The sequence below is a fragment of the Streptomyces sp. NBC_01214 genome (assembly GCF_026340975.1).
In the GTDB taxonomy this organism is placed as follows: domain Bacteria; phylum Actinomycetota; class Actinomycetes; order Streptomycetales; family Streptomycetaceae; genus Streptomyces.
On record NZ_JAPEOS010000001.1, the window covers coordinates 1,617,526 to 1,642,672 of the forward strand.

The 25,147-nt window shown below is 69.5% G+C and carries 21 protein-coding genes, 2 tRNA genes and 1 pseudogene; 20 read left to right on the top strand and 4 right to left on the bottom strand.

The window, feature by feature from the left end:
- Positions 1-83 precede the first annotated feature (83 nt).
- Together OG594_RS07600 and OG594_RS07605 are read left to right on the top strand one after the other, a co-directional pair.
- A complete protein-coding gene (locus OG594_RS07600) occupies positions 84-674 on the top strand; it encodes a TIGR04222 domain-containing membrane protein (protein ID WP_266596486.1) in 591 nt (196 codons plus the stop codon).
- A gap of 183 nt (positions 675-857) precedes the next feature.
- Positions 858-1,451, top strand: coding sequence for a hypothetical protein (locus OG594_RS07605; RefSeq protein ID WP_266596488.1), 594 nt, complete (start codon positions 858-860; stop codon positions 1,449-1,451).
- Positions 1,452-1,824: 373 nt separating this feature from the next.
- Here OG594_RS07605 and OG594_RS07610 read toward each other — a convergent pair whose 3' ends face one another.
- On the bottom strand, positions 1,825-2,232 hold the full coding sequence (locus tag OG594_RS07610; protein WP_266596490.1) for a hypothetical protein: 408 nt from the start codon (positions 2,230-2,232) through the stop codon (positions 1,825-1,827).
- A gap of 265 nt (positions 2,233-2,497) precedes the next feature.
- Here OG594_RS07610 and OG594_RS07615 point away from each other — a divergent pair.
- Positions 2,498-2,601 (top strand): annotated as a pseudogene (locus OG594_RS07615) (integrase); the annotation flags it as partial.
- Between the two features lie 190 nt (positions 2,602-2,791).
- On the opposite strand, the gene OG594_RS07620 reads toward OG594_RS07615, so the two are convergent.
- Positions 2,792-2,862: transfer RNA gene (locus OG594_RS07620), tRNA-Gly, on the bottom strand.
- Between the two features lie 168 nt (positions 2,863-3,030).
- On the opposite strand from OG594_RS07620, the gene OG594_RS07625 reads away from it, so the two are divergent.
- From OG594_RS07625 to OG594_RS07650, 6 genes are all read left to right on the top strand, one after another.
- Positions 3,031-3,107: transfer RNA gene (locus OG594_RS07625), tRNA-Pro, on the top strand.
- Between the two features lie 164 nt (positions 3,108-3,271).
- Complete coding sequence (tig, locus tag OG594_RS07630) at positions 3,272-4,660, top strand: trigger factor (RefSeq protein WP_266596492.1); 1,389 nt, start codon at positions 3,272-3,274, stop codon at positions 4,658-4,660.
- Between the two features lie 276 nt (positions 4,661-4,936).
- On the top strand, positions 4,937-5,554 hold the full coding sequence (locus OG594_RS07635) for an ATP-dependent Clp protease proteolytic subunit (protein ID WP_030649990.1): 618 nt from the start codon (positions 4,937-4,939) through the stop codon (positions 5,552-5,554).
- Between the two features lie 55 nt (positions 5,555-5,609).
- Entirely contained in the window at positions 5,610-6,275 is a 666-nt protein-coding gene (locus OG594_RS07640) for an ATP-dependent Clp protease proteolytic subunit (RefSeq protein WP_150257432.1), read from the top strand.
- 153 nt (positions 6,276-6,428) lie between these two features.
- Entirely contained in the window at positions 6,429-7,715 is a 1,287-nt protein-coding gene (gene clpX, locus OG594_RS07645; RefSeq protein WP_030008569.1) for an ATP-dependent Clp protease ATP-binding subunit ClpX, read from the top strand.
- A 162-nt stretch (positions 7,716-7,877) separates the two neighbouring features.
- On the top strand, positions 7,878-8,153 hold the full coding sequence (locus OG594_RS07650; protein WP_266596495.1) for a hypothetical protein: 276 nt from the start codon (positions 7,878-7,880) through the stop codon (positions 8,151-8,153).
- Positions 8,154-8,208: 55 nt separating this feature from the next.
- Here the strand turns inward: OG594_RS07650 and OG594_RS07655 are convergent, their stop codons facing one another.
- On the bottom strand, positions 8,209-9,144 hold the full coding sequence (locus OG594_RS07655; RefSeq protein ID WP_266596497.1) for a hypothetical protein: 936 nt from the start codon (positions 9,142-9,144) through the stop codon (positions 8,209-8,211).
- A gap of 127 nt (positions 9,145-9,271) precedes the next feature.
- On the opposite strand from OG594_RS07655, the gene OG594_RS07660 reads away from it, so the two are divergent.
- Positions 9,272-11,893 carry a valine--tRNA ligase gene (locus OG594_RS07660; protein ID WP_266596499.1) on the top strand — a complete coding sequence of 874 codons (2,622 nt, stop codon included), beginning with the start codon at positions 9,272-9,274 and terminating at the stop codon, positions 11,891-11,893.
- Between the two features lie 182 nt (positions 11,894-12,075).
- On the top strand, positions 12,076-13,224 hold the full coding sequence (locus OG594_RS07665; protein WP_266596501.1) for a sensor histidine kinase: 1,149 nt from the start codon (positions 12,076-12,078) through the stop codon (positions 13,222-13,224).
- A gap of 127 nt (positions 13,225-13,351) precedes the next feature.
- Here the strand turns inward: OG594_RS07665 and OG594_RS07670 are convergent, their stop codons facing one another.
- Complete coding sequence (locus tag OG594_RS07670; protein WP_266596503.1) at positions 13,352-14,401, bottom strand: rod shape-determining protein; 1,050 nt, start codon at positions 14,399-14,401, stop codon at positions 13,352-13,354.
- 197 nt (positions 14,402-14,598) lie between these two features.
- Between OG594_RS07670 and OG594_RS07675 the strand changes: the two genes are divergently transcribed.
- The 9 genes from OG594_RS07675 (at position 14,599) to OG594_RS07715 (ending at position 25,140) form a co-directional block, all read left to right on the top strand.
- Entirely contained in the window at positions 14,599-16,056 is a 1,458-nt protein-coding gene (locus OG594_RS07675; protein ID WP_266602707.1) for a folylpolyglutamate synthase/dihydrofolate synthase family protein, read from the top strand.
- A 3-nt stretch (positions 16,057-16,059) separates the two neighbouring features.
- Positions 16,060-16,407 (top strand): DUF4233 domain-containing protein, encoded by a 348-nt coding sequence (locus tag OG594_RS07680; RefSeq protein ID WP_266596506.1) that lies wholly within the window; start codon positions 16,060-16,062, stop codon positions 16,405-16,407.
- Between the two features lie 230 nt (positions 16,408-16,637).
- Complete coding sequence (gene ndk / locus OG594_RS07685; protein WP_266596508.1) at positions 16,638-17,048, top strand: nucleoside-diphosphate kinase; 411 nt, start codon at positions 16,638-16,640, stop codon at positions 17,046-17,048.
- A gap of 296 nt (positions 17,049-17,344) precedes the next feature.
- Positions 17,345-18,364, top strand: coding sequence for a rod shape-determining protein (locus tag OG594_RS07690; protein WP_030008578.1), 1,020 nt, complete (start codon positions 17,345-17,347; stop codon positions 18,362-18,364).
- Positions 18,365-18,499: 135 nt separating this feature from the next.
- The gene (gene mreC, locus OG594_RS07695) at positions 18,500-19,447 is read left to right on the top strand and encodes a rod shape-determining protein MreC (protein WP_266596511.1); all 948 of its coding nucleotides are present in this window, start codon (positions 18,500-18,502) and stop codon (positions 19,445-19,447) included.
- Positions 19,448-19,460: 13 nt separating this feature from the next.
- Positions 19,461-20,168 carry a rod shape-determining protein MreD gene (gene mreD / locus OG594_RS07700; protein ID WP_266596513.1) on the top strand — a complete coding sequence of 236 codons (708 nt, stop codon included), beginning with the start codon at positions 19,461-19,463 and terminating at the stop codon, positions 20,166-20,168.
- A 13-nt stretch (positions 20,169-20,181) separates the two neighbouring features.
- The gene (gene mrdA / locus OG594_RS07705) at positions 20,182-22,362 is read left to right on the top strand and encodes a penicillin-binding protein 2 (RefSeq protein ID WP_266596515.1); all 2,181 of its coding nucleotides are present in this window, start codon (positions 20,182-20,184) and stop codon (positions 22,360-22,362) included.
- A gap of 8 nt (positions 22,363-22,370) precedes the next feature.
- Positions 22,371-23,570, top strand: coding sequence for a rod shape-determining protein RodA (rodA, locus tag OG594_RS07710; RefSeq protein WP_266596517.1), 1,200 nt, complete (start codon positions 22,371-22,373; stop codon positions 23,568-23,570).
- 49 nt (positions 23,571-23,619) lie between these two features.
- Positions 23,620-25,140: a CYTH and CHAD domain-containing protein gene (locus OG594_RS07715; protein WP_266596519.1), complete on the top strand. Its 1,521-nt coding sequence runs from the start codon at positions 23,620-23,622 to the stop codon at positions 25,138-25,140.
- The last annotated feature ends 7 nt before the right edge of the window (positions 25,141-25,147 follow it).

Consider the following 25,147-nt stretch of genomic DNA (forward strand, 5'->3'; position numbering starts at 1 on the left):
GCTCTGAGTACGGCTGAAGGCGGGCCGGAACCGTCAACTCCGGGACACCATGCGGCACAGGGCGTCCAGCCGGGGGAGACGGTATGGCAAGGGAGCACCACCAGACGGCAGCGGTCAGCGGGGGAGAGGCACTCGATCTGTACGAGTACGCCTACCTCGCCGGTGGCGAGCGGCGGGTCGTGGAGAGCGCGATCATCTCGCTCGTCGAGCGCGGGACCCTGTCCCTGCAGGCCGCTCGGCTACGCACCATCGGTGCAGAACTCCCGCAGCATCCGGTCGAACGCGCGGTGATCGCCGCCTGCCCGCGGAGCAAGCGCGTCCACGAGGTGTTCGAGGCGCTCGGGCACTGCGACGAGGTCGACGAACTCGCCCGCCGCCTCGTCCTCCTCGGCCTCGTGCGCAACTGGCGCCGACGGCCCACCCGGGCGGGGCGCCGCCGCCTGGCGGCAACAGTAGCCGGGGGAAGCCTTCCCCCGTACGTACGGGAAGGCCCGGCGCTCCTCGACCCGGGCCCCGTCCGGTACGCACTGCTCGTCACCGGCCCCGACGGCCTCGGACGCACCCTGCGCCGCATGGGCAAAGCCCTCGACAACGAGTCCGATCACCACGCCGCGGACGGCGGCTTCAGCTGCGGCGGGGGCGGCGGTGGCGGCGGTGGCGGTGGCGCGGACTAGGCCGCGCACCGAGCCCGCTCGGCGCGGGCGAAGAAGGGGCACGGCCCGCTGAGCCCTGGGGGACGTCGGTGGCGACAGGTCATGGATCTACACGGTCTTCCTCACGGAAGACGGTGATGAACATCCCCTGCGCTCCGCCGAGCTCGGAGGGGGCGTGTCAGTGGCTGGTGACAGCATCCAGGGGTGCTGCTCAAGGGATACGACGACGGCCCGCTGGTTGCGGGCGAGCCACTGCTGGCCCGGCCGGGCTTCTGGTCGAACCACCTCATGGAGATGTGTGGCGAGGGGGCGAGCCCTGTGCGTCCCGTTCCGGAGTGGTTCGGCGATGACGGCGCCGATGCGGATGCCCTGTCCGAGGTCCTCTTCGATCCCGAAGGCTGGCCGGTGTTCCGGGTACCGGCTGAAAACGGTCCCGGAGTCGTGGTGATCTACCGCAACTTGGTCGGCGACTACGGCACCGACTACCTCCTCACCCATCCGGGCCGGGGAGACCTTTCGGGGACCGGGCTGACGTGGCACGAACTGGTCCGCCTCGCCGACAGCCCGCCCTCCGCGGCCGAAGGCGTCGAGGACACGGCCGCCCGCCTCCTGCTGCTCCTTCCCCTCCTCACCGACTCCGACGTGTCGGAGTCGGCGCCGGCAAGGCTCAGCGCCGCCCTGACTTCCGTGGGAGCGCCGCAAGAGACCGCCTTCAGCACGGCGCAGCATCTGCTCGCCCACCTGACGAGAAGACCGCGCCACGATCCCGCATGGGGATCGCCACTGAGCGGCAGCTGAGGGACCGGAGCGAAACCCGCCGGTCACAGCGGCAAGGTGGTCGGACGGCGGCACGCAGCAGCCCGGCACCGTCACCCGTCGAAGAGGTGCGGGGTCGGACAGAGCTCCACGGGCTCGTCCGGCCGATCCGCCCCATGCCACCAGATCTGCCGCCCGTCGTCCTCACGCGTGAAGAGGGCGAGACCGCGGCTCCTCATCGGCTGACCGCACCGGGGGCATCTGGGAGGGCCGCTCGACATGCTCGGCACCCCATTCCGGGCGCCGGCCCGAGCAAACGGGCGGCAGAGAGCGCCTGGAGGCTCGCTCTGACAGCCGTCGTTGATCGCTGTTCCCCCCGGCCCTACCTGGCACGCGTCCGGCGCGGACAGGGGCCTCACCAGTCGCGCCAGCGGTCTGTGATCGCCGCCCGATCGATGCCCCGCCTCGCGGCCAGAGCGGCGACGTCCACACCGTGCCCGCTCAGGGTGAGGTCGATGTATTCGCACAGTTGCTCCCGCTCTTCCGTGCAGAAGTGAGGGCCACCATGCTGTTTGTCCCGGTTGACTGCGTTGAGTGCGAGAGCCACTCGCTCAACCGTCCCGAAGACAGCCTCGTCGGACGGCTCCCGCAGTGCGTGCACTTCGTCTTCGAACGCTTCCAGGGCTGCGTCCGTCGCCCGCAGCAACGACTCGGGGTAGAGATCCGCCACGCCGGCGCACTCCGGGGGCAAGGTCCCGGCCGCCACCTCGCGGGCCGTCTCGGCCATGTAGGCACGCCAGTTCTCAGGGGGTCTGTTCGTCACGGGCCAGACGGTATGCCCGATCACTGACAGCCCGCAGTCCCGCACGCTTTCCCATCCTGTTGATGCTCGGCAACATCGAGTACGAGGTGTTCACCGACGGCGGGACACCCTCGGCACCCTCCGGACGGACGTGGCCGAACTCGTCGAGCTGTGCGCCGCGGGCGACCTGGAGGAGGCCGCCAAGCCCATGGCCCTGCACCCACACGACTGACGCCCCGCCCCGCCGACCTGCACCCGCAGGGCGTGTCTTCGTCGGGCCGAGGGGGTGCACTTTCATGATCTTCGGCACACACGGGCAACACGCTCGCCGCGTCAACGGGCGCCAGTACGCGGGAGTTGATGACGCACATGGGTCACAGCACCGCACGCGAGCGCCGATCGGGCTCGTGGAGAAGGGCCGAAAGGCCGCCACCGGCGCGAAGGAGGATCCACCGCCCCAGCGGGCACGCAGCGGGCACGCAGGGGGCACGCAGGCGGCACGCGGAGCTGATCACGGCCCCGGGAACGACGGAGGGCCAGGTTGAGGAAACCTCCTCTGACCTGGCCCTTCGTACTTCTGAGCGGGTGACGGGAATCGAACCCGCGTAGCTAGTTTGGAAGACTAGTGCTCTACCATTGAGCTACACCCGCAATGCGCGCGCCGCAGGTCCGGGGACCTCGGCACGGACAGCATCCTAGCGGGTCGCTCCCGGTGGGTGCACACCACATTCGGCGTCGTGGCGGAGGTCCGCCCGAAATGCCTTCGGAAACCCCGCGCATCAGAGTGTCTCCGGGCATGTACCCTACGTGTCGCACCGACGGGGTGTGGCGCAGCTTGGTAGCGCGTCCGCTTTGGGAGCGGAAGGTCGTCGGTTCGAATCCGGCCACCCCGACCAGCAGCAGTGTCTCCACAAGATCGCGTTGTGGGCTGATTGCCGCTTGCGGTTACTATGCAAGCTGCGTGCCCGTGTGTCTGATGTACCGGGCCGAAGTCCGCTGAACCGCTGAATCACAGCGCGACGGCAGAATCCCCAGCAGTCAGCCACAAGGAGACCGAACCGTGAAGAGCGCCGTGGAGACCCTGAACCCGACTCGGGTTCGGCTCACTGTTGAGGTGCCCTTCGAGGAGCTCAAGGACAGCCTCGACGCGGCGTACAAGAAGATCAACCAGCAGGTCACGGTGAAGGGCTTCCGCAAGGGCAAGATCCCGGCCCGCGTCATCGACCAGCGCTTCGGCCGCGGTGCGGTGCTGGAGGAGGCCGTCAACGACGCGCTCCCGAAGTTCTACACCGAGGCCGTCAACGAGGCCGACCTGAACCCGCTGGGCCAGCCGGACGTGGACATCACCGAGCTGAAGGACGGCGAGGTCCTCGCCTTCACGGCCGAGGTCGACGTTCGTCCCGAGATCGAGATCCCGGACTTCTCCGGCATCGAGGTCGAGGTCGACGCCATCGAGGTCTCGGACGAGGACGTCGAGAAGTCCGTCGAGCAGCTGCGCGGCCGCTTCGCGTCCACCACGGACGTCGAGCGCGCCGCCGCCGAGGGTGACGTCGTCACCATCGACCTCGAGGCCAAGGTCGACGGCGAGGTGCTGCCCGACGGCGTCGCCTCCGACGTCTCCTACACCATCGGCTCGGGCGAGCTCCTCGAGGGCATCGACGAGGCCGTCACCGGCCTGGAGGCCGGCGGCGAGGCCACCTTCACCTCGCAGCTGAAGGGCGGCTCCGCCGAGGGCAAGGACGCCGAGGTCACCGTCAAGGTCACCAAGGTCTCCGCCAAGGAGCTCCCGGCGCTGGACGACGAGTTCGCGCAGCTCGCGAGCGAGTTCGACACCATCGAGGACCTCAAGGCCGACAGCCGCAAGCGCCTCGAGAACATGAAGCAGTACGACCAGGCCACGCAGGCCCAGGAGCGCGTCCTGGAGAAGCTGCTGGAGCTCGTCGAGGTCCCGATCCCCGAGAAGCTCCTCGCGGACGAGGTCCAGACCCGCAAGCACAACCTGGAGCACCACCAGCTCGGCCAGATGGGTCTGACCATCGAGAAGTACCTGGAGTTCCAGGGCAAGACGGTCGAGGAGTTCGACGCCGAGACCTCCGAGCAGGCGATCAAGGGCATCAAGACCCAGTTCGTCCTCGACGCGCTGGTCAACAAGGAGAAGCTGGGCGTCAACCAGGAGGAGCTCACCGAGCACCTCATGCGCCGCGCCGCTTCCTCCGGCATGTCCCCCGACCAGTTCGCCCAGGCCGTGGTCGAGGGTGGCCAGGTTCCGATGCTGGTCGGCGAGGTCGCCCGCGGCAAGGCCCTCGCGGTCGTCGTCGAGGCCGCCAAGGTCGTCGACACCAACGGTGAGGTCGTGGACCTGTCCGACGAGGACGAGGAGCAGGCCGCCGAGACCGCCCTGGCCGCCGTCGACGGTGACGACGAGGTCAAGGACGAAGAGGCCAAGTAACACCCCGGGCGAAGCCCACTGAGCAGTGCCCCGAAGGGCCCGGACGCAGTCGTGTCCGGGCCCTTCGGTATGGGCCCCGTAAGGCCGCCGGAGCTTGCGCTCCGAGCGAACAGTTCGGGAAGCGGGATGGCGTTGTCCTACCTGCGCGTTAGGGTCCATGAATACGAGGGCACGTGAGTACCCGGGCGCCGGCGGACCCGTCCGCTCCGGCCGGACCGGACCCCAGAACGAGACGCTGAGACGGCACATGGCCGTCGGAGACGAGCAGGTGGATACGTGACGAATCTGAAGCCTTACGCCGCGGGTGAGCCGTCCATCGGTGGCGGCCTCGGCGACCATGTCTACAACCGGCTGCTCGGCGAGCGCATCATCTTCCTCGGCCAGCAGGTCGACGACGACATCGCCAACAAGATCACCGCGCAGCTCCTCCTCCTGGCCGCCGAGCCGGAGAAGGACATCTACCTCTACATCAACAGCCCCGGTGGCTCCGTGACGGCCGGCATGGCCGTCTACGACACCATGCAGTACATCCCCAACGACGTCGTCACCATCGGCATGGGCATGGCGGCCTCGATGGGCCAGTTCCTGCTCACCGGTGGCGCCAAGGGCAAGCGCTTCGCCCTGCCGAACACCGACATCCTGATGCACCAGGGCTCCGCCGGCATCGGCGGCACCGCGTCGGACATCAAGATCCAGGCCCAGTACCTGCTGCGCACCAAGCAGCGGATGGCCGAGATCACCGCGTTCCACTCGGGCCAGACCGTCGAGGCGATCATCCGCGACGGTGACCGCGACCGCTGGTTCACCTCCGAGGAGGCCAAGGAGTACGGCCTCATCGACGAGATCATCTCGGCCGCGTCCAACGTTCCGGGCGGCGGCGGCACCGGGGCCTGATCCCGGTAACCACCGTCAGTACCCAGCAGCCGACAGCCCGCAGAACGCCACCAGGATGGTGAACACCCAGATGCAGAACAACTTCTCCGCGAGCGGCCTCTACACCGGCCCGCAGGTGGACAACCGCTACGTCATCCCGCGCTTCGTCGAGCGCACCTCGCAGGGCGTGCGCGAGTACGACCCGTACGCGAAGCTCTTCGAGGAGCGCGTGATCTTCCTCGGCGTGCAGATCGACGACGCGTCGGCCAATGACGTCATGGCGCAGCTGCTGTGCCTGGAGTCGATGGACCCGGACCGCGACATCTCCATCTACATCAACAGCCCCGGTGGCTCCTTCACCGCGCTGACGGCGATCTACGACACGATGCAGTTCGTGAAGCCGGACATCCAGACGGTCTGCATGGGCCAGGCGGCCTCCGCCGCCGCGGTCCTGCTGGCCGCCGGTACCCCCGGCAAGCGCATGGCCCTGCCGAACGCCCGCGTGCTGATCCACCAGCCCTCCGGTGGCACCGGCCGCGAGCAGCTCTCCGACCTGGAGATCGCGGCCAACGAGATCCTGCGCATGCGCGACCAGCTGGAGACCATGCTGGCCAAGCACTCGACGACGCCGATCGAGAAGATCCGCGACGACATCGAGCGCGACAAGATCCTGACGGCCGAGGACGCCCTGGCGTACGGCCTGATCGACCAGATCGTCTCGACCCGCAAGAACTCCCACTGATCCTTGCCGCCAGTTGACGCGGGCACATCGTCGGATTCAGCGATGTGAACCACGTCAAGGGGGCCCCGCACGGGGCCCCCGGCAAGGTACCGTCGGATATGAGGCACCAGGAGCGCTGAACCAGGCGTCTCCCAGGCGAAGGGGAAGCACCTCGTGGCACGCATCGGTGACGGCGGCGATCTGCTCAAGTGCTCGTTCTGCGGAAAGAGCCAGAAGCAGGTGAAGAAGCTCATCGCAGGACCCGGTGTTTACATCTGCGACGAGTGCATCGACCTCTGCAACGAGATCATTGAAGAGGAGCTCGCGGAGACCTCCGAGGTCCGGTGGGAGGAACTCCCCAAGCCCCGTGAGATCTACGAGTTCCTGGAGAGCTACGTCGTCGGCCAGGAGCCGGCGAAGAAGGCCCTCTCCGTAGCGGTCTACAACCACTACAAGCGCGTGCAGGCCGGCGAGAACGGCGGCGCGCAGGGCCGGGACGACGCGATCGAGCTCGCCAAGTCCAACATCCTGCTGCTGGGCCCCACGGGCTCGGGCAAGACGCTGCTCGCGCAGACGCTCGCCCGCATGCTGAACGTCCCCTTCGCCATCGCCGACGCGACGGCGCTGACGGAGGCCGGGTACGTCGGCGAGGACGTCGAGAACATCCTGCTGAAGCTGATCCAGGCCGCCGACTACGACGTCAAGAAGGCCGAGACCGGGATCATCTACATCGACGAGATCGACAAGGTGGCCCGCAAGAGCGAGAACCCGTCGATCACGCGCGACGTGAGCGGCGAAGGCGTGCAGCAGGCCCTCCTGAAGATCCTGGAAGGCACGACCGCCTCCGTACCGCCGCAGGGCGGCCGGAAGCACCCGCACCAGGAGTTCATCCAGATCGACACGACGAACGTGCTCTTCATCGTGGGCGGCGCCTTCGCCGGCCTCGAGAAGATCATCGAGTCGCGTGCGGGTGCCAAGGGCATCGGCTTCGGGGCGACGATCCGCTCGAAGCGCGAGATCGAGGCCAGCGACCAGTTCCAGGAGGTCATGCCGGAGGACCTGGTGAAGTTCGGGATGATCCCCGAGTTCATCGGCCGCCTGCCCGTGCTGACCTCCGTGCACAACCTGGACCGTGAGGCCCTGCTCCAGATCCTGATCGAGCCGCGGAACGCGCTGGTCAAGCAGTACCAGCGGCTGTTCGAACTCGATGGCGTGGAGCTGGACTTCGAGCGCGAGGCGCTCGAGGCCATCGCGGACCAGGCGATCCTCCGCCAGACGGGCGCGCGCGGCCTGCGCGCCATCATGGAAGAGGTCCTGATGTCGGTGATGTACGAGGTCCCGTCCCGCAAGGACGTGGCCCGCGTGGTCATCACCTCGGAGGTGGTCCGTTCCAACGTCAACCCGACGCTGGTCCCCCGGATCGTCCCGAAGGACCAGGGCCCGCACGAGAAGTCGGCCTAGCAGCCAAGGGATTGAGGAGGGGCGTCAGGCCGATGGCCTGACGCCCCTCCTCGCATTCCGGACCATCTTGGTCGATAATCGGCCCTGTATTCGATCTGTGATGCCTTGGGTCGATTTCCTTGATCAACTCCGTATGTCGAACTTTCCACGGAGGGACGAGGAATGAAGAAGAAGCGCGCGGTCGGTGTCCTGGTGTCGACATTCGCGGCAGCCGCCCTGCCTCTGGTGGCCGCCTCGCCCGCGTCGGCCTCGTCGGCGGACTGCCAGGTCTACCTGCGCAACGTGGGCTACACGGTGGGTCCGCGGGTGCAGGATGCATGTGATCATGCCGCCGCCTGGGATTTGTCGGGCATGAATCGGCATGCCTGCTTCATGGCTTTGGTGAACCTCGGCGTGAAGCAGAACGACGCCTCTACGGCCTGTTACCAACTCGCCTGAAGTCCGGGAAGGATGGCGTGGGGCATGCATGATGCCCCACGCCTACCCGGATTGATCAGCTCTTGACGCGGGCGGTGTTGTAAAGCTTCGCGGCCAGCTCCGCGGTCTGTTCCAGCGTGTAGCCGGGCTTGTTCGCGAACACGGAGGCCACATCCGTGGCGGTGACCATGGTCAGGGTGCTGTAGTCGCCCCAGATGCACATCGGGAGGGTGAACTCCTTGGGACCCTTGGTCGACGTGTCCTTGACGGTGAGCTTCGCTTCCTGGCACTTCATCACGGCGCCCTTGAAGCCGGTCGGCGTCATCGCCTTGGGGCTGCCGATCAGTTGGACGTCGGACTTGCCGTCCTTCGCCGCGTTCACCTTGGCCAGGGCGAAGTAGCCGTCCACCGCCTTCTCCGGGTCGGCGATCTCGCCGTAGAGGCCCTTGAAGTTGAGGCCCTTGCCCGTCAGCGGGTTCTTCGGGTCGCCGGCTGTGTAGGTCATGCCGACCCGGGACGGGTTCTTGACGCCGCCGGCCTCGGCCTCCTTCTTGTCCTGGTCGCTGAAGGGCGGCTCTTTGTATGCCGGGTCCTTCTTGAAGTCGTCCACCGACTCCGGGGCGACCAGCTTGTAGCCCTTGGTGTCCGCGGAGACGTCGCCGTCCGTGCCGCCGCCCAGGAAGTACCAGCCGCCGCCCGCGATCAGCGCGACCGCGACGACCGCGCCGATGATCACGCCGGCCTTGGACTTCTTCGGGGGCTGGCCGCCGTACGGGGCCTGCTGCTGCGGGTAGCCGTACGCCGGCGTCGGGGGCTGCTGGGGGTAGCCCTGCGGGGGGACGCCCGGCTGCTGCGGGTAGCCGTAACCGGGCTGCGGGGCCGCGGGCTGACCGTACGGGTTGGGCTGGGGGGCGGGCTGGCCGTAGGGGCCGGGCGGCGGCGGGGGCTGCTGCCCGTACGGTCCCGGCTGCTGGGGCTGCTGCCCGTAGGGCCCTGGCTGGTTGTAGCTCATCCCGCGTCCCCCAATGAGGTTGCTTATACGTTTCACACATCCTGACGGAAGCCAGGCGCGGGAAAGGTGCCGGGCCCGGGGAATACCGGTTTCATGACTGGACTGTTACCGCTCTAAACTGTGCCCCGTGACCGAGAACACGCAGACACCCAGCAGCCCCACCTCCGAACTGCCGACCACGTACGCGCCGGCCGAGGTAGAAGGGAAGCTCTACGAGCGCTGGGTAGAGCGCGGTTACTTCGAGGCGGACGCCAAGAGCGAGAAGCCTCCGTACGCGATCGTCATCCCGCCGCCCAACGTCACCGGCAGCCTGCACCTGGGCCACGCCTTCGAGCACACGCTGATCGACGCCCTCACCCGCCGCAAGCGCATGCAGGGCTACGAGACGCTGTGGCAGCCCGGCATGGACCACGCCGGCATCGCCACCCAGAACGTCGTCGAGCGCGAGCTCGCCAAGGAAGGCAAGTCCCGCCACGACCTCGGCCGCGAGGCCTTCGTCGAGCGCGTCTGGCATTGGAAGGGCGAGTCCGGCGGTCAGATCTCCGGCCAGATGCGCCGCCTCGGCGACGGCGTCGACTGGTCCCGCGAGCGCTTCACCATGGACGAGGGCCTCTCCGAGGCCGTCCAGACCATCTTCAAGAAGCTCTACGACGACGAGCTGATCTACCGCGCCGAGCGCATCATCAACTGGTGCCCCCGCTGCCTGACCGCGATCTCCGACATCGAGGTCGAGTACCAGGACGACGAGGGCGAGCTCGTCTCGATCCGCTACGGCGAGGGCGACGCGTCCATCGTCGTCGCGACCACCCGCGCCGAGACGATGCTGGGTGACACGGCCGTCGCCGTCCACCCCGAGGACGAGCGCTACAAGCACCTCGTCGGTACCGAGATCGAGCTGCCGCTCACCGGCCGGCGCATCCCGGTCGTCGCGGACGAGCACGTCGACCCGGAGTTCGGCACCGGCGCCGTCAAGGTGACCCCGGCGCACGACCCGAACGACTTCGAGATCGGCCAGCGCCACAACCTGCCGAACCTCGCCGTTATGGACGAGCACGCGATCATCACCGCCCACGGCCCCTTCCAGGGCCTGGACCGGCTGGAGGCCCGCTCCGCCATCGTCGGCGCGCTGCGCGCCGAGGGCCGCATCGTCGCCGAGAAGCGCCCGTACACGCACTCCGTCGGTCACTGCTCGCGCTGCAAGACCACCATCGAGCCGCGTCTGTCGATGCAGTGGTGGGTCAAGGTCGGCCCGCTCGCCAAGGCCGCCGGTGACGCGGTCCGCAACGGCGAGGTCAAGATCCACCCGCAGGAGATGGAGAAGCGGTACTTCGACTGGGTCGACAACCTCCACGACTGGTGCATCTCGCGCCAGCTGTGGTGGGGTCACCGCATCCCGGTCTGGTACGGCCCGAACGGCGAGGTCGTCTGCGTCGGACCGGACGAGCAGCCGCCCACCGGCGAGGGCTGGACCCAGGACACCGACGTCCTGGACACCTGGTTCTCCTCGGGCCTGTGGCCGTTCTCCACGCTCGGCTGGCCGCAGCAGACCGACAGCCTGGCGAAGTTCTACCCGAACGCCGTCCTGGTCACCGGCTACGACATCCTCTTCTTCTGGGTCGCCCGGATGATGATGTTCGGCCTCTACGCGATGGACGGCACCCCGCCGTTCCACACCATCGCCCTGCACGGCATGGTCCGTGACGAGCGCGGCAAGAAGATGTCGAAGTCCTTCGGCAACGTGGTCAACCCGCTGGACTGGATGGACAAGTACGGCTCCGACGCCGTCCGCTTCACCCTGGCCCGCGGCGCCAACCCGGGTGTCGACGTCCCGATCGGCGAGGACTGGGTCCAGGCCTCCAGCAAGTTCGCGAACAAGATCTGGAACGCCACCCGTTTCGCGATGATGAACGGCGCCACGATCGAGGGCGAGCTGCCGCCCGTCGAGCAGCTGTCGGCCACCGACCGCTGGATCCTGTCCCGGCTGAACGAGACGGTCGCGCAGGTCGACGCGTACTACGAGGACTACCAGTTCTCGAAGCTCAGCGAGGCGCTCTACCACTTCGCGTGGGACGAGGTCTTCGACTGGTACGTCGAGCTGTCGAAGACGACCTTCTTCGCGGGCGGCGAGCAGGCCAAGGTCTCCGGCCGCGTCCTCGGCGAGGTCATCGACGTCATGCTGCGACTGCTCCACCCGGTCGTCCCCTTCGTCACCGAGACGCTGTGGACCACGCTGACCGGTGGCGAGTCCCTCGTCATCGCCGACTGGCCCAAGGACAGTGGCTTCCGCGACGCGGCGGCCGAGGCGGAGATCGCTTCCGTCCAGTCGGTGATCACCGAGGTCCGCCGCTTCCGCAAGGAGCAGGGGCTGCAGGACGGCCAGAAGGTTCCGGCCCGTCTGGAGCTGGGCGCCACCGGGCTGGGCGCGCACGAGGCGGCCATCCGGCAGCTGCTGCGCCTCCAGCCGGAGGGTGACTCCTTCAGCGCCACCGCGACCCTCCCGGTCGCCGGCGGCACCGTCGCGCTCGACCTGTCGGGGACCATCGACGTGGCGGCCGAGCGCAAGCGCCTGACGAAGGACCTGGGCGCCGCGGAGAAGGAGAAGCAGCAGGCCGAGGCGAAGCTCGGGAACGAGGCGTTCATCGCCAAGGCCCCGGACAACGTCGTGGACAAGATCAAGGGCCGGCTCGCCAAGGCCGAGGCGGACATCGCCCGGCTCCAGGCGCAGCTGGACGGTCTCCCGGCCGCCTAGCACCCGGTACGCACGCACAGGAGAAGGCCCCCGCGCCGTCGGTCGACGCGGGGGCCTTCGCCGCATCCCTTCCCCGTGCGGGAGCGGGCGTCACGGCGGAGACTGTCCGAAGTGCCCTACATCACTACTTTTTCGGTTCCCGGTGATCCGAACCGCAGCGCTGACCACGGATGATGGAGGGCATGCGCGTCAAGCCCGTCGTCCCGGCCTTCGACCGGCTGGTGGCTTCCGGCCGCCGGCACACCGAGAGCTGGGCCGGGTCGCCGCGGGCCGTGGACGTGCTCACCGCGCTCGGCTGCCTCGGCCTGATGGCCCTCGACCTTCCGGGTCTGGCCGCCGCCGACAACTCGCTGACCGGGTCGACCGCCGCCGTCGTGCTCGCCCTGGGCTGCGCCACCCTGCTGGTGCGCCGCCGGCAGCCCTGGATCTCGTACCTGGCCGCTCTGCTGTTCATCGGGTGGCTGCACGAGCTCACCCTGGTCCAGTTCGCCCTCTACTCGGTCGGCCGCTACCGCGGGCGCCGGGCCGGGATCCTCGCCACGCTCGGCTACGTCGCCTTCGCGCTGGTCATGTTCGTCCTGCCGGGCTGGCCCGAGCCCGCGGGGCAGACCCTCAGCGGGTTCCTCAGCGTGGTCGTGCCCATCGGGGTGCTCGCCTCCGCGGTGGGCATCGCCGCCTACCGGCACGACCTGGTGGGGGAGCTGACCGCCCGACGGGCCGAGTCGGCCGTGCTCCACGCCGTCCAGCAGGAGCGCACCTCCGTGGCCCGCGACGTCCACGACTTCGTCGGGCGCGAGCTGACCCTGCTCACGGTCCGCTCCGAGGTGCTGTCGATGCGGGCGCGCGAGACGGCGTACGGGCCGGACTTCGAGGAGTTGGCCGACACCGCCCGGCGGGCCCATCTGGTGCTCAACGAGATCATCGTGCAGCGCGGGGAACGGGCCTCGACACCGGGCGTGGACGGGCTGCCGGCGCTCGCCGAGGAGAGCGGGCGGGCCGGTTCGCCCGTCCGGCTGGCGATGGACCAGGACGTGCACGGGCTCTCCCCGCTGCGGCAGGCGGCGGTCTACCGGGTGGTGCAGGAGTGCCTGACCAATGCCGCCAAGCACGCGCACGGGGAGACCATCGACGTGTCGATCACGGCGGACGGCCCGCGGCTGCGGATAGCGGTCAGCAACGCCCTGCCGGACCGGACCCCGGGCCGGGCACCCGTCTCGGCGGGCTCGGGCACGGCGAGCATGTCCGAGCGCGTGCGCAGCCTGGGCGGGACCCTGACGACGACGCGCACGCGGAACTCGTACGAGGTCGTCGCCACCCTCCCGCGCGGCTAGGCCGTCCCCTCCGGGTCGCGCCGGGCCCGGCCCGCCCGGGACGTCACGTGGCCTGCACGCCACCGGACGCCGCGGGTTCGGCCGACGAGGTCCGGGAGGGACGGCCCGGGCCGTCCCTTACGGCCCCCTAGGCCTTCGCCGGGGCCAGCAGGACGCCCAGGGTGTCCAGGTCCTCCACGCAGCGGCCGGAGCCCAGCGCCACGCAGTCCAGCGGGTCGTCCGCGACGAAGACCGGGATGCCCGTGGCGGAAGCCATCCGCAGGTCCAGGCCGGGCAGCAGGGCGCCGCCGCCGGTCAGCACGATGCCGTGTTCCATCACGTCGCCGGACAGCTCCGGCGGGCACTCCTCCAGGGTGGCGCGGACGGCGGCGATGATCGCCTCGATCGGTTCGTCGAGTGCGGCCCGGACGTCCTGGACGGTCAGCCGGAGGGTCTTGGGCATGCCGCCGACCTTCTCGCGGCCGCGCACGGTGAAGGTGCGCGTCTCCAGCTCCGGCCGGTCCGGGACCGGCCAGGCCGATCCGATGGCGAGCTTGACGTCCTCGGCGGTGCGCTCCCCGATGAGCAGAGCGTGTTCCTTGCGCACGTGGTCCATGACCGCAGCGTCGAGCCGGTCCCCGCCGACGCGCAGCGACCGGGACGTGACGATGCCGCCCAGGGAGATGACGGCGACCTCGGAGGTGCCGCCGCCGATGTCCACGACCATCGAACCGCGGGGTTCGGCCACGGGCAGCCCGGCGCCGATCGCCGCGGCCATCGGCTCCTCGATCAGGTGCACGACCCTGGCTCCCGCCCGGGTGGACGCCTGGACGATGGCCCGCCGCTCGACCGGGGTGACGCCGGAGGGCACGCAGATCACCATCCGGGTGCGGGGCCGCCGGCCCGGGACGGCCTTGCGGACGAAGTGCCGGATCATCTCCTCCGCGGCCTCGTAGTCGCAGATCACGCCGCCCCTGAGCGGGCGGATCGCGGTGATGGAGCCGGGGGTGCGGCCGATGGTCTCCTTGGCGTCCGTACCGACGGCCAGGGCGGTGGTGGTGCCGGCCCGCACGGCGACCACGGACGGCTCATTGAGGACGATCCCGTGCCCCCGTGCGTAGACGAGGGTGTTGGCGGTGCCCAGGTCCATCCCTATGTCGCGGCTGGATGTCGTCTTATTGCTGCTGGCCTGCGGCATTTATTCCCCTATCTCCTGCCGCAAGGCTTGCATAACGGTCCGGTCGCTCCCGGCGCCGGAGGTCCCGAAAAGGCCGGGCCGAAAGTCCCCCGGGTCCCCGTCCGTAGACTGGCCCTGTGAGTGACCAGCAGCCCGAGAGCCACGACCGCGACCACAACGACGACCTCGCCGCGTCCTTCGACGAGTTCGACCAGATCGTGGCGGAAGAGTCCGACCGCGACCCCGACCTGGCGGTGATCGAGGCCGGTAGCCGCACCCTGCGCGCCCAGGCCGGACCGCCCCAGGGCGACCCGGTACCCGCCCCGCCCGTCGACCCCGAGGTCGCCAAGGCGCTGCTGGAGGTGGAGCAGGAGCTCGCCACCCGTTGGGGCGAGACCAAGCTGGAGCCCTCGGTGTCGCGGATCGCGGCACTGATGGACGTGCTGGGCGAGCCGCAGCGCGCGTACCCGTCCATCCACGTCACCGGTACCAACGGCAAGACGAGCACGGCCCGCATGATCGAGGCCCTGCTGAACGCCTTCGAGCTGCGCACCGGGCGCTACACCAGCCCGCACGTGCAGTCGATCACCGAGCGGATCAGCCTCGACGGGGCGCCGATCACCGCCGAGCGGTTCGTCGAGACGTACCACGACATCAAGCCGTACGTGGAGATGGTCGACGCCGCCGAGGAGTACCGGCTGTCCTTCTTCGAGGTGCTCACCGGAATGGCCTACGCGGCCTTCGCGGACACCCCGGTGGACGTGGCCGTGGTCGAGGTCGGCATGGGCGGCAGCTGGGACGCGACCAACGTCATCGACGCGTCCGTCGCGGTGGTCACCCCGATCAGCCTGGACCACACCGACCGGCTCGGCTCCACGCCCGGTGAGATCGCCGTGGAGAAGGGCGGCATCGTCAAGCAGGACGCGACCGTGATCCTGGCCCAGCAGCCGGTGGACGCGGCGCAGGTGCTGCTGAAGAAGGCCGTCGAGGTGGACGCCACGGTGGCCCGCGAGGGCATGGAGTTCGGCGTCGTCTCGCGCGAGGTCGCGGTCGGCGGCCAGCAGCTGACGCTGCGCGGTGTGGGCGGCGAGTACGACGGCATCTTCCTGCCGCTGTACGGCGCGCACATGGCGCACAACGCGGCGGTGGCGCTGGCCGCCGTCGAGGCCTTCTTCGGGATCGGCCAGGAGCACGCCCGGGTCCTGGACGTGGACACCGTGCGCAAGGCCTTCGCTTCGGTGTCCTCGCCGGGCCGCATGGAGGTCGTGCGGCGCAGCCCGACGGTGGTCCTGGACGCGGCGCACAACCCGGCGGGCGCGGCGGCCACCGCGGAGGCGGTCACCGAGTCCTTCGGCTTCAGCCGGCTGATCGGGGTCGTCGCCGCGAGCGAGGGCAAGGACGTCCGCGGGGTGCTGGAGGCCTTCGAGCCGATCTTCGCGGAGGTGGTGGTGACGGAGAACTCCAGTCACCGCTCGATGGGCGCGGACGAGCTGGCGGCCGTCGCGGTCGAGGTCTTCGGCCCCGATCGGGTGCAGGTGGAGCCACGGCTGGACGACGCCCTGGAGGCGGCGATCACCCTGGCGGAGGAAGAGGCCGAATACGGAGGGGCCGGGGTCCTGGTGACCGGTTCCGTGATCACGGTGGGCGAGGCCCGCCTGCTGCTGAAGAGGGGCTGAGGGATGCGCACGCTGTGTGCGAGCACGCTGATCGGCGAGTTCTTCGTGATCGGTTTCGCGGGGCTGGTGGCGATGAAGGACCCCGATCTGACCCAGGCCACGGTCTGGACGGTGTGCGGGATCGCCATGCTGCTGTCGGTGCTGCTGTGCGGGATGCTGTCGCGTCCCGGGGCGGTCCAGCTGGGTTGGGCCCTGCAGATCGGCCTGATCGTGAGCGGGTTCGTCGTGCCGACGATGTTCTTCCTCGGCGCGGTGTTCGCCGGGCTGTGGTGGTGCTCCGTGCACTACGGCCGCAAGATCGACACGATCAAGGCGCGCTGGGCGGCCGCGCAGGGCGAAGCCCAGGCCTGATCTGGTACGGGCGTGGTCCGGGCGTGGTGCGGGCGTCCGCCCGCGTGCTCGAGCGGTCCTGGGCGGCGCACGCTTCCCCGCCTTGGCGGGGCCGGCCCGGGCTCGCCCTCGTGTGCGCCGCGATGCGCGTCCCACTCCTCGCGGGTGTGGGGTTCGGGGTCCGTGCGCCCGCCCTGCCCCATCCCTGTAGCCTCGGGTAACCGCACCCGTTTGCCGCAAGGAGTTACAACATGACCCAGCGCACGCTCGTCCTGCTCAAGCCGGACGCGGTCAGGCGTGGCCTGGTGGGCGAGATCATCGGCCGTATCGAGCGCAAGGCGGGCTGGAGCATCCCGGCCCTGGAGCTGCGCACGCTCGATCGGAGCATCCTGGAGCAGCACTACGCCGAGCACGTGGGCCGGCCGTTCTACGAGCCCCTCATGGGCTTCATGGCGAGCGGCCCGATCGTCGCCCTGGTGGTCGAAGGCGAGCGGGTGATCGAGGGTGTCCGCCAGTTGGCCGGACCCACTGACCCGATCGCGGCGGCGCCGGGCTCCATCCGGGGTGATTTCGGCACGATCACGCGTGAGAACCTGATCCACGCCTCGGACTCGGAGGAGTCCGCCGAGCGTGAGCTGAAGCTGTTCTTCCCGGCGCTCTGAGCACTCTTTCCTGACGGAACATCAGCCGAATAGCGCTCATGACCTGGGGCGACCGAAGTAATTTCGGTCGCCCCACGGTATTTCCGGGGCGCAGCGGGAACGCCTGGGCAGGACACGTCGTCACCACTGAGGGGGCGGCTATCCATTCCGGCGGGATTGCCGGAGTCCCGTCGCGCGGTCTTCGTACTTGCGGCACTACGATGGGGCCTCCACCCACACACCCACCTCGCCGACCTGACAGCAGCCGCTATCAACTGGAAGGCCAGACGCTCCTCATGGGGAACAAGGGGAACAAAATGTCGTTCATCGGCCGTGACATGGCGATCGACCTCGGGACCGCCAACACGCTGGTGTACGTGAGGGGCCGGGGGATCGTCCTGAACGAGCCGTCCGTGGTCGCCATCAACACGAACACCGGTGGCATCCTGGCGGTCGGCTCGGAGGCGAAGAAGATGATCGGGCGCACGCCCGGCAACATCGTCGCCGTACGGCCCCTCAAGGACGGCGTCATCGCCGACTTCGAGATCACCGAGCGCATGCTCCGGTACTTCATCCTTAAGATCCACAAGCGCCGCTACCTGGCCCGCCCGCGCGTGGTGGTCTGCGTTCCCTCCGGCATCACGGGAGTGGAGCGACGCGCCGTCATCGAGGCGTCCACGCAGGCCGGCGCCCGCCAGGTGCACATCATCGAAGAGCCCATGGCCGCCGCCATCGGCTCGGGCCTGCCCGTCCACGAGGCCACCGGCAACATGGTCGTGGACATCGGCGGCGGCACCACGGAGGTCGCCGTCATCTCCCTCGGCGGAATCGTCACGGCACAGTCCATCCGGGTGGCCGGCGACGAGCTCGACAACGCGATCATCCAGCACATCAAGAAGGAGTACTCGCTCCTCCTCGGTGAGCGCACCGCCGAGCAGATCAAGATCACCATCGGGTCGGCGTACGACCTCGACAAGGACGAGCACACCGAGATCCGCGGTCGTGACCTCGTCTCCGGCCTGCCCAAGACGGTCGTCATCTCGGCCGCCGAGGTGCGCAAGGCCATCGAAGAGCCGGTCAACTCCATCGTCGACGCGGTCAAGACCACGCTCGACAAGTGCCCGCCGGAACTCTCCGGCGACATCATGGACCGTGGCATCGTCCTGACCGGCGGCGGCGCGCTGCTGCGCGGCCTCGACGAGCGGCTGCGCCGGGAGACCGGCATGCCGATCCACATCGCGGAGGACCCGCTCGACTCGGTCGCGCTCGGCTCCGGCAAGTGCGTCGAGGAGTTCGAGGCCCTCCAGCAGGTCCTGGACGCCCAGCCCCGTCGCTGACAGATGCCCCTCCTTGCCGGAGGGGCCATGCGGAACACACAAGGATCCGCCGTACGGGTGCTACCGGGCCCGTGCGGCGGATCGTTGATATACAGGCAAAAGAGAAATCCGACGAGGAAGGCACGGCCGCCGCACGTGAGGGACACACGAGAAAGCCGGCTGCTCCTGGTGCTCCTGATCGCCATCGCGTTCGCATTGATCACGGTGGACATCAGGGCAGGCGAGGAGTCGCCGGTCGACGGTGCCCGGCAGGCCGCCGCAGCGGTCTTCGGCCCGGTCGAGGAAGGTGTGGCGACCGCGGTCGACCCGGTCGCCAACGCCATAGGGGCGGTACGGGACTCCGGCGAGCGCCACAACCGCATCGCCACGCTGGAGCGCGAGAACGCGGCGCTGAAGGCCAAGCTGGGCAGCGAGGACCAGACCCGCAGCCGCATCCACGAGCTCGACGAGATGCTCAAGCGGGCCGGTGCCGGGCAGTACGGCATCAAGGGCGCCGAGGTCATCGCCATAGGAGCGGCCCAGGGCTTCTCGTGGACCGTCACCATCGACGCCGGCAGCAAGGACGGCATCGAACGCGACATGACCGTCCTCAACGGGGACGGACTCGTCGGACGGGTCAGCACCGTCGGTCCCGACACCGCCACCGTCGTCCTCGCCAACGACCCCGACTTCACCGTCGGCACCCGGCTGGAGAAGACCGGTGAACTGGGCTTCGCCACCGGCCAGGGCGACCGCGCCCTGTCCGTCCAGATGCTCAACGGCAAGGCCAAGGTCAACCCCGGCGACCGGCTCGTCACCTTCGGCTCGCGCGGCAACAAGCCCTTCGTGCCCGGCGTGCCGATCGGCGAGGTGGTCAAGGTCGACCCCTCGCGCGGCGACCTGACCCGCACCGTCTGGGTGCGTCCGTTCGTCGGCTTCTCGCGCCTGGACATCGTCGGCGTCGTGGTGATGCCGCCGCGCGAGGACCCCCGCGACGCGGTCCTGCCGCCCAAGCCCGAGGCCCCCAAGCCCACCCCGACGGTCACCGTCACGGTCACCCCGTCCGGGTCCGCCGGCGCCCCCGCCAAGCCGGCCGACGACTAGGAGCAGACCACGCATGCGTTTCAACCGGATCCTGCTCTCGGCCACCCTCATCGTGGTCGCGCTCGTCATCCAGGTCACCGTCCTGGGTCGACTCCAACTGCCGGGCGCCGTGCCCGACCTGCTGCTCCTCACGGTCGTCTCGCTCGCACTCGTGTACGGGCACGTCAGCGGGGCGCTCATCGGCTTCGCCGCCGGTCTCCTCGCCGACCTGGCCCCGCCCGCCGACCACGCCGCCGGGCGGTACGCGCTGGTGCTGTGCGTCATCGGCTACGTCGCCGGGCTGACCCGCCCCGACGGCGGCCGGTTCCGTTCCGCCTGGGGCCCGATGCTCACCGTCGTCGCCGCCGCGATCGGCTCCACCCTGCTCTACGCGGGCGTGGGCGCCCTCGTCGGCGACACCGCCGCCCGCCACGTCGGTCTGACCGGTCTGCTGTTCACCGCGACCCTCTACGACCTGCTGCTCGCGCCGTTCACCGTGCCGTTCATCATGGCCCTCGCCCGGCGCGCCGAGAACGACCCGATGGCCGTCGAGGCCGGCGGCGGCCCCGCCAACAAGGCCGCCGACGTCTCCGCCGGCTGGCTGGCCGGCGGAACGGGCCTGCGCATCGGCAGCCAGCGCGGCGGCCTGCGCCTGAAGACCGCCCGCTCGCGGGCCAACAAAGCCGTCCGTATAAAGGGGGTCAAGGCGGTCAAGGGTGTGAAGAGCGTCAAAAAGCTGTGAGGGAGGAGCAGTCGTGACCAACGTTCCGGAGACCGGCCGAACCTCCCGGGTGCAGATCAGGCTCGTCATGATCCAGGTGCTGGTGCTCTCGATGCTGCTCACCCTCGGCGGGCGGCTCTGGTACCTCCAGATCCGCAACGGCGACGAGTACTACCACGAGGCGAAGAGCAACCACGTCCAGCGGGTCGTCCAGCCCGCCGTGCGCGGCTCGATCCTCGACGCCCGCGGGGTCCCGCTCGCCGACAACGAGACCCGCCTCGTCGTCTCCGCCAGCCGCACCGCGCTGATGAAGATGAAGGACAAGGGCAAGGGCGTCATGACCCGCCTCGCCGACGTCCTGGACATGACCCCCAAGGAGGTCATGGACAAGGTCCGGCTCTGCGACTCCCAGACCCCCGCGCCCTGCTGGAACGGCTCCCCCTACCAGCCGATCCCGGTCACCCTCGAAGCCACCACGCAGCAGGCGTTGCAGCTGCGCGAACGCCCGGAGGACTTCCCCGGCATCACCGCCGAACCCACCGCCGTCCGCCGCTACCCGGCCCCCGGCGGGGCCCGTACCGCACAGGTGCTCGGCTACCTCTCGCCGGTCACCGACGAGGAGATCCAAAAGGCCAAGGACTCGGACTCGCCGCACCTGCGTTCCGACCAGGTCGGGCGCTCCGGCATCGAACGCACCTACGACCGGCAGCTGCGCGGCAAGGCGGAGGTCACCTCGTACGAGGTCGACAACCTCGGCCGGGTCATGGGCCAGACCAAGTCCGACCCGGGCGTGGCCGGATCCACCCTCGTCACCAGCATCGACGCCCGGGTCCAAGCCGTCGCCGAGTACGAGCTCCAGGACGCGATGAAGGTCGTCCGCAACGAGACCGACAACATCACCGGCCGCAAGTACGAAGCCGACTCCGGAGCCGTCGTCGTCATGGAGGCCAAGACCGGCCGCATCGTCGCGATGGCCTCCCAGCCCGACTACGACCCCAACACCTGGGTCGGCGGCATCTCCGGCAAGGACTACGCCAAGCTCACCAGCAAGGGCTCCAACTACCCGCTGCTCAACCGGGGCATCCAGGGCATGGCCCCCGCGGGCTCCATCTTCAAGGTGGTCTCCGCGAGCGCGGCCGTCCGGGCCGGCTACAAGTTCGACGACAAGTACAACTGCAGCAGCTCCTACAGCCTCGGCGGCCGGAGCTTCGCGAACTTCGAGTCCAAGGGGCACGGTCCCATCACCCTCGGGGACGCCCTCAAGTTCTCCTGCAACACCGTCTTCTACGCCCTGGGCCACAAGGAGTGGCAGCGCGACGGCGGCCTCAGCCCCAAGAGGGACGCCCACGACTGGTTCTACCGGACCGCCCGGGAGTTCGGACTCGGCTCCGAAACCGGGATCGACCTGCCGAACGAGGTCACCGGCCGGATCCCCGACCGGAAGTGGAAGCAGAACTTCTGGAAGGCCAACAAGAACGCCTGGTGCAAGCAGGGCAAGCGGGGCGGCACCTACGTCGAGCAGATCGCCTACGAGAGCTGCCTCGAAGGCAACCAGTTGAAGGCCTACGACAGCATCAACTTCGCCATCGGCCAAGGCGACGTCCTCGTCACCCCCATCCAGATGGCCACCGCGTACTCCGCCATCAGCAACGGGGGCACCCTCTACAACCCCACCGTCGGCAAGGCCGTGATCAGCCCCGACGGCAAGCACATCGAGATGATCAAGCCCCAGTCGCACGGCAGGCTGCCGATCGACGCCAAGACCATCCGCGACCTCGACGGGGGCCTGCGCTCGGTCGTCGAGCCCGGCGGCACCGCCGCCTGGCGGTTCGGCGGCTGGCCGATGGACAAGATCCCGATGCACGCCAAGACCGGCACCGCCCAGGTCTACGGCAAGCAGACCACGTCATGGCTGGCGACCTACACCAAGGACTTCACGATCGTCATGACGATCTCCCAGGGCGGCACCGGCTCCGGCGCCTCCGGCCCCGCCGTCCGCAACCTCTACAACGCCATCTACGGTCTGACCATGGACGGGAAGCAGGACCTCAAGAAGGCCCTGCTGCTGGGCCCCGAGGCGAAGCTGCCCCGGATCGAGCCCGACGGCTCCATCATCCCCCCGGAGATCCGGCCGTACGTGCCGGCGTCCCCGGAGGATCTGGAACCGGCCGTGCTCGCCGGGCCGCCCGCACCGCCCGCGGCTCGCCAGGACTAAGGGAAGACATGCAGACCGCCAACAAGTTCTCCGTCTCCCGGTACGCGCCCGAGCGCGGGGCGATGGCCAAGCTCACCGCCCGCGACTCGGTGGTGCGCCGGCTCGACTGGCCGATACTCCTCTCCGCGACCGCCCTCTCCTGCATCGGCGCCCTGCTGGTGTGGTCGGCGACCCGCAACAGGACCGCGCTGAACCAGGGGGACCCGTACTACTTCCTTGCCCGGCACGCCCTGAACACCGGCATCGGCCTCGTGCTGATGATCGGCACGATCTGGCTCGGCCACCGCACCCTGCGCGGCGCCGTGCCGATCCTCTACGGGCTCTCCCTGCTGCTGATCCTCGCCGTACTGACCCCGCTCGGCGCCACCATCAACGGCGCCCACGCATGGATCGTCATCGGCGGCGGATTCTCCCTCCAGCCGTCCGAGTTCGTGAAGATCACGATCATCCTGGTGATGGCGATGCTGCTGGCCACCCGGGTGGACGCGGGCGACCTCGCCCACCCCGACCACCGCACGGTCGTCAAGTCGCTCTGCCTGGCCGCGGCCCCGATGGGCATCGTCATGCTGATGCCCGACCTCGGCTCCGTGATGGTCATGATCGTGATCGTGCTCGGCGTGCTGCTGGCCTCCGGCGCCTCCAACCGCTGGGTGATCGGCCTGCTCGGCGCCGGCGCGAGCGGTGCCGTCCTGATATGGCAGCTCGGCGTCCTCGACGAGTACCAGATCAACCGCTTCGCGGCCTTCGCCAACCCCGAGCTCGACCCGGCGGGCGTCGGCTACAACACCAACCAGGCGCGCATCGCGATCGGCTCCGGCGGTCTGACCGGCTCCGGGCTCTTCAAGGGCTCGCAGACCACCGGCCAGTTCGTGCCCGAGCAGCAGACCGACTTCGTCTTCACCGTGGCGGGGGAGGAGCTCGGCTTCGTCGGGGCCGGACTGATCCTGCTGCTGCTCGGCGTCATCCTGTGGCGGGCCTGCATGATCGCCCGGGAGACCACCGAGCTGTACGGGACGATCGTGTGCGCCGGGATCATCGCCTGGTTCGCCTTCCAGTCCTTCGAGAACATCGGGATGACCCTCGGGATCATGCCGGTGGCCGGGCTCCCCCTACCGTTCGTCTCGTACGGAGGATCATCGATGTTCGCGGTGTGGGTGGCGATCGGCCTCCTTCAGTCGATCAAGGTGCAGCGGCCATTGTCAGCCTGATGTTCCGTTCACCCTGCCGACGTGATCCGTTCAGGACTAAGTTCGGTCTATGGCGGACACCAAGCGCGAAATCGAGCGGAAATTCGAGTTCTCCAAGGCCAAATCTGCCCGGCACGGGGTGCCGGACCTAACGGGCACGGCCGCCATCGCGGCCGTCTCCGACCAGGGCACCGTGGACCTCGACGCCGTCTACTACGACACCCCCGACCAGCGGCTCGCCGCCGACGGCCTCACCCTGCGGCGCAGAACCGGCGGCGCGGACGAGGGCTGGCACCTCAAACTCCCCGTCTCCCCGGGAGTGCGCGACGAGATCGGGGCCGCGCTCAGCGACACGGTCCCGCCCTCCCTCGCCGCCCTCGTCCGCTCCCGCGTCCGCGGCGCCGGGCTCCAGCCGCAGGTCAGACTCCTCTCCTCGCGCAAGGTCAGCCACCTCCTCGACGCGGGCGGCGCCCTCCTCGCGGAACTGAGCACCGACGCCGTCGTCGCCGAGCGCGGCGAGACCACTGTCACCTGGACCGAGGTCGAGGTGGAACTCGCCGACGGCGTCGACCCCGAACTGCTCGACGCCGTGGAGAAGACCTTCCGCAAGGCCGGACTCCGGGTCTCCGACGCCCCCTCGAAGCTCGCCCGGGCCCTCGCCGAAACCGCGGGCGAGCCCCCGGCCCGGCCCGCGGGCGGCGGCCCCGAAGGCACCACGGGCGCGCACGTGCTCGCGTACCTGCGCGAACAGCGCGACGCGCTCGTCGCCCAGGACCCGGCCGTGCGCCGCGGGCTGCCGGACTCCGTCCACCAGATGCGGGTCGCCAGCCGCCGGATCCGCAGCGCCTTCAAGACGTACCGCAAGGTGATCGACCGGGCCGCCACCGACCCGATCGGCGAGGAGCTGCGCTGGCTGGCCGCCGAGCTCGGCGTCGACCGCGACCAGGAGGTCCTGCTGGAGCGGATCCAGACCCACCTCGGCGAGCTGCCCCGCACCCTCATGATCGGGCCGGTCCGCAGCAGGCTGCGCGTGTGGAACACTGCCCGCCGCTCCGGCTCGCGACGCCGGGCCCTGGCCGTGCTCGACAGCCCGCGCTACGTGGCCCTGCTGGACTCCCTCGACGCCGTGCTGGACGCGCCGCCCCTGCTGAAGGGCGCCGCCCGGCCCCCGGAGGCGGTCCTGCCGAAGGCGGTGCTCCGCGACTACGCGCGCCTCGCCGTCCGCGTCGAGAGCGCCCTCTCGCTCGCCGAGGGCGAGCAGCGCGACCTGGCCCTGCACGACGCCCGCAAGGCGGCCAAGCGCGTCCGGTACGCGGCCGAGTCGGCCGTGCCCGTACTCGGCGGACCGGCGAAGAACCTGGCCAAGGCGGGGAAGGCGGTGCAGAACCTGCTCGGCGACCACCAGGACAGCGTGGTGGCCCGCGGCGCCCTGCGCGGCCTCGCCGTCCAGGCGACGGCCGCGGGGGAGTCCGCCTTCACCTGGGGCGTGCTCTACGCGCGCGAGGAGGCCCTGGCGGAGCGGCGCGAGAGGGAGCTCCCCGACGTCTGGGCGAAGTGCTCCGACCCGGCGCTGCGGGCCGGCCTGGGATGATCATGTG

What these genes read in the sequence shown, in the direction of transcription:
- OG594_RS07600 (WP_266596486.1), top strand. Translation starts at nt 84, where the DNA reads ATGGCAAGGGAGCACCACCAGACGGCAGCGGTCAGCGGGGGAGAGGCA.
- OG594_RS07640 (WP_150257432.1), top strand. Translation starts at nt 5,610, where the DNA reads ATGGTGAACACCCAGATGCAGAACAACTTCTCCGCGAGCGGCCTCTAC.
- OG594_RS07650 (WP_266596495.1), top strand. Translation starts at nt 7,878, where the DNA reads ATGAAGAAGAAGCGCGCGGTCGGTGTCCTGGTGTCGACATTCGCGGCA.
- OG594_RS07655 (WP_266596497.1), bottom strand. Translation starts at nt 9,144, where the DNA reads ATGAGCTACAACCAGCCAGGGCCCTACGGGCAGCAGCCCCAGCAGCCG.
- OG594_RS07665 (WP_266596501.1), top strand. Translation starts at nt 12,076, where the DNA reads ATGCGCGTCAAGCCCGTCGTCCCGGCCTTCGACCGGCTGGTGGCTTCC.
- OG594_RS07670 (WP_266596503.1), bottom strand. Translation starts at nt 14,401, where the DNA reads ATGCCGCAGGCCAGCAGCAATAAGACGACATCCAGCCGCGACATAGGG.
- OG594_RS07680 (WP_266596506.1), top strand. Translation starts at nt 16,060, where the DNA reads ATGCGCACGCTGTGTGCGAGCACGCTGATCGGCGAGTTCTTCGTGATC.
- ndk (WP_266596508.1), top strand. Translation starts at nt 16,638, where the DNA reads ATGACCCAGCGCACGCTCGTCCTGCTCAAGCCGGACGCGGTCAGGCGT.
- OG594_RS07690 (WP_030008578.1), top strand. Translation starts at nt 17,345, where the DNA reads ATGTCGTTCATCGGCCGTGACATGGCGATCGACCTCGGGACCGCCAAC.
- mreD (WP_266596513.1), top strand. Translation starts at nt 19,461, where the DNA reads ATGCGTTTCAACCGGATCCTGCTCTCGGCCACCCTCATCGTGGTCGCG.
- rodA (WP_266596517.1), top strand. Translation starts at nt 22,371, where the DNA reads ATGCAGACCGCCAACAAGTTCTCCGTCTCCCGGTACGCGCCCGAGCGC.
- OG594_RS07715 (WP_266596519.1), top strand. Translation starts at nt 23,620, where the DNA reads ATGGCGGACACCAAGCGCGAAATCGAGCGGAAATTCGAGTTCTCCAAG.